At 72.5% G+C, this 6419-nt stretch carries 4 protein-coding genes and 2 pseudogenes; all 6 read right to left on the reverse strand.

Annotation, left to right across the window (positions count from 1 at the left end):
* Positions 1 to 356 (reverse strand): annotated as a pseudogene (locus ND748_RS22140) (WYL domain-containing protein); the annotation flags it as partial.
* Between the two features lie 85 nt (positions 357 to 441).
* Entirely contained in the window at positions 442 to 1083 is a 642-nt protein-coding gene (locus tag ND748_RS22145; RefSeq protein WP_251747901.1) for an FKBP-type peptidyl-prolyl cis-trans isomerase, read from the reverse strand.
* Positions 1084 to 1099: 16 nt separating this feature from the next.
* Entirely contained in the window at positions 1100 to 2458 is a 1359-nt protein-coding gene (gene pafA, locus ND748_RS22150; protein ID WP_041939239.1) for a Pup--protein ligase, read from the reverse strand.
* Between the two features lie 10 nt (positions 2459 to 2468).
* Positions 2469 to 3821: a zinc ribbon domain-containing protein gene (locus tag ND748_RS22155; protein ID WP_374215999.1), complete on the reverse strand. Its 1353-nt coding sequence runs from the start codon at positions 3819 to 3821 to the stop codon at positions 2469 to 2471.
* Positions 3822 to 4194: 373 nt separating this feature from the next.
* Positions 4195 to 5865, reverse strand: a complete 1671-nt coding sequence (locus ND748_RS22160) for an Hsp70 family protein (RefSeq protein ID WP_251747902.1) — start codon at positions 5863 to 5865, stop codon at positions 4195 to 4197.
* Between the two features lie 52 nt (positions 5866 to 5917).
* Positions 5918 to 6419 (reverse strand): annotated as a pseudogene (locus ND748_RS22165) (hypothetical protein); the annotation flags it as partial.

Raw genomic sequence — 6419 nt, forward strand, 5'->3', positions numbered from 1 at the left:
AGCTTGCGCAGGGCGCTCGCCGCCGGCCCGGCCAGCGCCGTCGTCGACCACAGCGACCCGGCCAGCGCCAGCGCGGCGGCCTCGTCCGGCGCCAGGGCGATGTCGGGCAGGGCGTAGTCGCCACGGCGGATCCGGTAGCCGACCTCGTCGCTGAACGCCGAGTCCGCCCCGGTCTCCAGCGGGATGCCGATCTCGCGCAGGTAGGCCTTGTCGCGCTCGAACATCCGCCGGAAGGCCTCCTGCTCCTCCTCGGTGACGCCGGGCTCGTAGCCCTCCACCAGCTCACCGAGCTGGGACACGGTGAGGAAGCGCGATGTCGCCATCAGGCACATCGTCAGGTTCAGCAGGCGCTCCACCCGTCTCCGGGACACCTCACACACGCTAACCGGCCAGCGGCACCGGGCCGGCACCGCCCCCACCGGCGACCCGTCACCCGGTCGGCTAGGGCTGGCCGGTCGCCCCGCCCGCGCCGGCTCCGGCACCCTGGACGGCGAGCAGGTCGACGACGAACACCAGGGTGTCGTCGGCGAGAATCGTCGGCGGCTGCCCGCCTGCCGGGCCGTAGCCGAGGTCGGGCGGGATGACGATCTGCCGGCGGCCACCGACGCGCATCCCGTCGATGCCGCGCCCGAAGCCGGTGATCGTGCCGTCCAGCGGGAAGGTCGCGGTCTGCCCGCTGCCCCAGGTGGTGTCGAACTCCTTGCCGTTGCGCCACAGCACGCCGGAGTACTGGATGGCCACCGTGCTGGTGGCCGACGCACGCGCCCCGCGGCCGGTCACGAGGTCACGGGTGACCAGCGTGGTCGGGGGGGTGCCCGTCCCGGCGGCGGACAGCGGCTTGCGGGTCAGATCGGTGGCGTTCTGCACCGCGGGCAGGCGGGGTCCGGCGGTCACGGCCGGCGCCGGCGCGGCGCCGGTGCCGTCGGGGGCGTCCGAGGCGGAGCAGCCCGCAAGGGCCGGGACGACCAGCACGGCGGGCAGCACCACGCCGGCGAGCAGGCGCCGACGGCGCGCGACCCGTGCGGACGGCACGGCCGCGCGCGGGGGTGTCAGGGCGGCACGGGCGCGCCGCGGAGCGGACATCACAGGGGTCGGGTCCTCACATGCTGGCGATGAGCTTGTCGACCCGGTCGTCAACGGAGCGGAACGGGTCCTTGCACAGGACCGTACGCTGCGCCTGATCGTTGAGCTTGAGGTGGACCCAGTCGACCGTGAAGTCGCGCCGCTTCTCCTGGGCCCGCTTGATGAACTCGCCGCGCAGCCGGGCGCGGGTCGTCTGCGGCGGACGGGACTTGGCCTCGAACACGTCGAGGTCGCGGGTCACCCGCTCGACGAGGCCGGCCCGCTCCATCCGGTAGTACAGCCCGCGGTCGCGGTGGATGTCGTGGTACTTCAGGTCGAGCTCGGCGACCCGCGGGGAGGCCAGCGACAGGCCGTGCTTGTGCCGGAACCGCTCGATGAGCACGTACTTCGTCACCCAGTCGATCTCCCGGGCGACGAGCTCGAGGTCGTCGGTCTCGATCGCGAGCAGCGTGCGGCCCCACAGGTCGAGCACCCGCTTGGCTACCTCGTCACCGCCGCGGCGCTCGACGAACTCGACGGCCTTCGAGTAGTACTCCCGCTGGATGTCCAGCGCGCTGACCTCGCGACCGTTCGCCAGCTTGATCTTGCGCTGGCAGGTCATGTCGTGGCTGACCTCGCGGATCGCCCGGATCGGGTTCTCCAACGTCATGTCGCGCAGCATGACGCCGGCCTCGATCATGCGCAGCACCAGATCGGTGGAGCCGAGCTTGAGCAGCATCGTCGTCTCGCTCATGTTCGAGTCGCCGACGATGACGTGCAGCCGGCGGAACCGCTCGGCGTCCGCGTGCGGCTCGTCCCGGGTGTTGATGATCGGGCGGGACCGGGTGGTCGCCGACGACACCGACTCCCAGATGTGCTCCGCGCGCTGGGAGATGCAGTAGACCGCTCCGCGCGGGGTCTGCAGCACCTTGCCGGCCCCGCAGAGGATCTGCCGGCTGACGAGGAACGGCACCAGCACGTCGGCGAGCTTGGAGAACTCGCCGTGCCGGCCGACGAGGTAGTTCTCGTGGCAGCCGTAGCTGTTGCCGGCGGAGTCGGTGTTGTTCTTGAACAGATGGATGTCGCCAGCGATGCCCTCCTCCCGCAGCCGCCGTTCGGCCTCGACGAGCAGACCCTCCAGGATCCGCTCGCCGGCCTTGTCGTGGGTGACGAGGTCGGGGACGGAGTCGCATTCCGGGGTGGCGTACTCCGGATGGCTCCCGACGTCGAGGTAGAGGCGGGCGCCGTTCTTGAGGAACACGTTGCTGCTGCGTCCCCATGACACGACACGACGGAACAGGTACCGCGCCACCTCGTCCGGGGACAGCCGCCGCTGCCCCCGGAACACGCAGGTGACGCCGTACTCGTTCTCCAGTCCGAAGATGCGGCGATCCACGACTGTGACCCTATGCTCGGATGCCACCCTGGCGTGGCCAGACGCTCGGGCTCGAGGTCACCGGGATTGCGATCCGTCCGCCGGCGCACCCCCCGCGGGGCCCGTCCGACGCCCAGGCGGCGGGTCGCCCGGACGGGTCGGAGGCATCAGCCGGACGCCTCCGCTCGACGGCTCGATCGGCACGGTGCGTTCCAGCGGCGAGCGCCTCGGCGGCATCCCGGGCCTGGCGCAGGCTGTGCCCGCAGTGCCGGCAGACCACCGCGGCGGCCTCGGTCATCGAGCCGCAGGACGGGCAGGTCGCGTAGAGGTCGGTGTCGCAGTACCTGCAGTGCCGGGCGGCGCCGGCCGCCTCCGGGCGCCCGCAGCCGGGGCAGACGACGTAGTCGACGACCCCGCCGACGTTGACCGCGGCGCCGAGCTCCCGCGCCACCCCGAGCACCACGGACTTCGCCTGCGCCGCGGTGAGCCCACGCCCGGTGGCCAGCGCCGCGCGGACGAGGCCCTCGAAGGCGACGGCGGTGAGCTCGCCGTCGAGGACGACGTGCTCCTCCACCGCGGGGCGCAACTCGTCGGCCGCGTCCGCCATCAGGCCGACCGTGTAGGCGGCCGGATCACCCTCGACGAGCCGGGTGGAGACGAGGGCCAGCAGGTCGGCGGTGACCGTCTTCTCCCGGTCGTGCGGGCGCCGGCTGTTGGCGGCCGCCACCGCGGCGTAGGCGGCGGCCAGTCGTTGCGGCGAAGCATCCGGGGTGAGCCCGAGGAACGCCCACAGTGACGCGCTGGACACCCGGTCGCCACCGCGCAGGGCACGCAGTTCGGCCAACCGCTCGGCGATCTGGCGGCGGACCTCGGGCGCCAGCGGCTCCACCCCGCCGCCGACCCCGTCGACGATGATCTGCTCCCGGCTGAGCCGGGCGTCGAACTCCTCGACGGTCACCCCGGCGGCGACGGCGAGCCGGCGCAGGCCGTCGACGCGGGAGGCGGGAATGCCGCCGAAGCGTTCCCGGACGGTGGCGAGGTAGCCGTCGACCTTGGCCAGCCGCTCGGCGTCACCGCTGCGTCGGGCGGCGAGCACGTGGGCGCGGACCCGCTCGCGGGACTCCGCGTCGCGCAGCGGCTCCTCCCACTCGCCGCGGCGACGCACCAGCTCGGTGGCGAGCGTGGCGTACTTGGCCGAGTTGCGCTCCCGCTGGAGGAAGGCGAGGACGCGGACGAGATGGGCCCCGATGTCGGAGTCGGTGTACGGCACGGTGGGGTCGAGGCCGGCGATGAGGAAGGGATCGGCGGTGTCCAGGAAGGAGCCCGCCCGCAGCGGTGCGAGCACCCGCTGGCGGTAGCCGCTGCCGTCGAACGCCGCGCTCAAGATCCACCTTCGTCCCACGTGACCGCCGAGCCCTGCGGACGGACCGGCAACCGGCCCGTCTTCGGGCGCTGAACGCGGGGCGGCAGTTTACCGCCCCACACCCGGCAGGCCCCACACCCGAGAGTACGAAGCGGCGCCCCGCCCCGGGTCTCGGACGCCGCAGACGCCCAGCCCGATCCTGGTGGATCGGCGGTCCGGTACCGCCGACTGGCGACGATTTCGGACCCTGACCGTGCGTCCCGGCTGACCCTACCGACTATGGGGCCGACACCCGGAAGCGCCTGCGTACGTGGGAAATTGGCAGCTCATAACACTTCTCGAGCGGGTTTTTCGCGGGCCGTGGGAGAAGTCCCTGGTCCCGGGATCGACCGGCTCAGTCGCGCTGCTTGAGCAGGCTGACCTTCGCCGACTCGGCCGCCCGCATCTCCTCGGAACCGACCCCGGCGCGCACCTGCAGGACCAACGTGTTGGCGGCACCCTCGTGCGCCGCGGTAACCCGAATTGTCTGGTCCCCCGCCATCGCGAAGGTGACCTCGACCGGCGTGCCGCGCTGGTGACCCGGCGGAATCCCGGAAATCGCCCCGGCGACGATCACCTTGTTGTCGTCGATCTCCGTCGATTCGGCGGTGGTCCCCTGCTCGAAGACCCGAATGTCGACCTCGGCCTGGTCGTCGGTCACGGTGTAGAAGGTGCGGGTCACCGAGATCGGCAGCGGGTCGTTCTGGTGAGCGAGGAAGGCCGCGACCGGCACGCCGCGGTCCTCCGCGAAGATCCCGAAGCCACGGGAGGTGACGTTGGTGACCTTGGTGCGGACGAGGTCGACCACGGAGGCGGTCGCGAGCCCCGCGGCACCGGCGCTGGCCGCCGCCGCCTTCTCCACCTCGGCGGCGTCGGCCGCGGCGAGATCCTGATCCGGCCGCAGCGCCCCGCTGGCCACCAGGTCGGAGTGAACCGCGCGTTCGAGTGCCTTCTTCTGCCCGTACACCGCGGCGCCCTTGGCCACCGCCAGGTCCGGGTCGACGAGCCGGGAGGTGAGCCCGAAGGACTCCTGCAACCGGCGGCCGACCGCCGGGGTCTTGCTCATGCCGCCGACCAGCAGACACAGGTCGATCTTCTCGACGCCCTTCTCCCGGGCCCGCTCCAGCACGGAGCCGGTCAGGTCCAGGGTGCGGCGCAGCAGCGGCCCGGTGATCTCCTCGAACGTCGCCCGGGTCACCGGCACGCTCACCCGCCTGCCCTTGTGCACGACGAGAACGTCGACGCTGTCCCGCCCGGACAGCGCGAGCTTGGCGTCCTCGGCCGCGGTGAGCAGTTCCTGCTCGTCGTAGACGTCGTCGAGGGGGTCGCCCGCGTCCGGCTGCGCCTCGGTGAACTTCTGCGCCAGGTAGCGGACGAGTTCGTTGTCCCAGTCCGCCCCGCCGAGCTCGTGGTCGCCGTCGGTGGCCACCACGGTGATCGCGCCCTCGCTCAGCCGGATGACCGTCGTGTCGAACGTGCCGCCGCCGAGGTCGTAGACCAGGACGGTCGACTCCTCCGCGCCGTCCTGGCCGAAGCCGTACGCGAACGCCGCCGCCGTGGGCTCGTTGATGATGTCGACCACGTTCAGCCCGGCCAGCTCGCCGGCAAGCTTGGTCGCCTTGCGCTCCTCGTCGCCGAAGTACGCCGGCACGGTGATGACCGCGTCGGTGACCGGGGTGCCGGTCGCCCGCTCCGCGTCGGCGGCGAGCGCCTTGAGCACGAGGCTCGACACCGCCGAGGCGCTGTACTCCACGTCGTGCGCGACGAAGCGCCAGTCGGACGCGCCCATGTGCCGCTTGACCAGCCGCGCGACGTCGTCGGGGCGGATGCGGGCCTGCCGCTTGGCCTGCGTGCCCACCACGAAGGACGTCGCGCCCTCGCCACCGCCGTCGAACAGCACCACCGACGGCGTCGTAGGCTGCGACTCGATGTTGCGGATCACGTCCGGCCGGCCGTACTCGTCGACCTGGGCGATGCAGGAGTAGGTCGTGCCCAGGTCGATCCCGAACACCTTGGTACCCGCCACCGTCTGAACTCTTCCCTTCGCAAGTCTCGTCAGCGTTCGCCGCCACCGCGACTCAGCGCGAGCGGTAGACCTCGGTCTCCGCGGGCCGCACGACGGTCGTCTCGCCGCGGACGAAGCCGGGTCGCACGGTGCGGGCGATGGTCCCGTCCCGTCCCGGCTCGTCCGTGGCCACCCGCCGCACACCAAGATGCCGCGCCGGGTCGAAGGTCCCGCCCAGTACCGCTGTGTACGGCCGCACGTCCACGGCCAGGTCCAGCACCTGGAGGAGCTGCTTGCGCAGGATGCCGGCGACGCTCTGCGGATCGTCCGCCCCCAGGCTACCCATCTGATCGTGGAGCCGGATCAGGCCCCGCAGCAGCGGCGCCATCGCCTCGGTGAGCTCCCCCGCCCGCAGCCGGCTGTTCTCCGCGTGCAGCCGGTCCACCAGCTCCGCGTCGTGGCGGCGCAGCCGGGCGAGCTCGTCGACCTGGCCGGCGAGCCGCTCGAGGGCCACCGCCTGGATCGCGCCGATCGACCCGATCAGGTCCCCGTCCCCCGCCGGCCCGGCGTCCGCC

It is taken from the genome of Frankia sp. AiPs1 (assembly GCF_023716945.1).
Lineage (GTDB): Bacteria > Actinomycetota > Actinomycetes > Frankiales > Frankiaceae > Frankia.

Bases quoted from the DNA above. Each gene is read 5' to 3' on its own strand.
- ND748_RS22145 (WP_251747901.1), bottom strand. From the start codon at position 1,083: ATGTCCGCTCCGCGGCGCGCCCGTGCCGCCCTGACACCCCCGCGCGCG.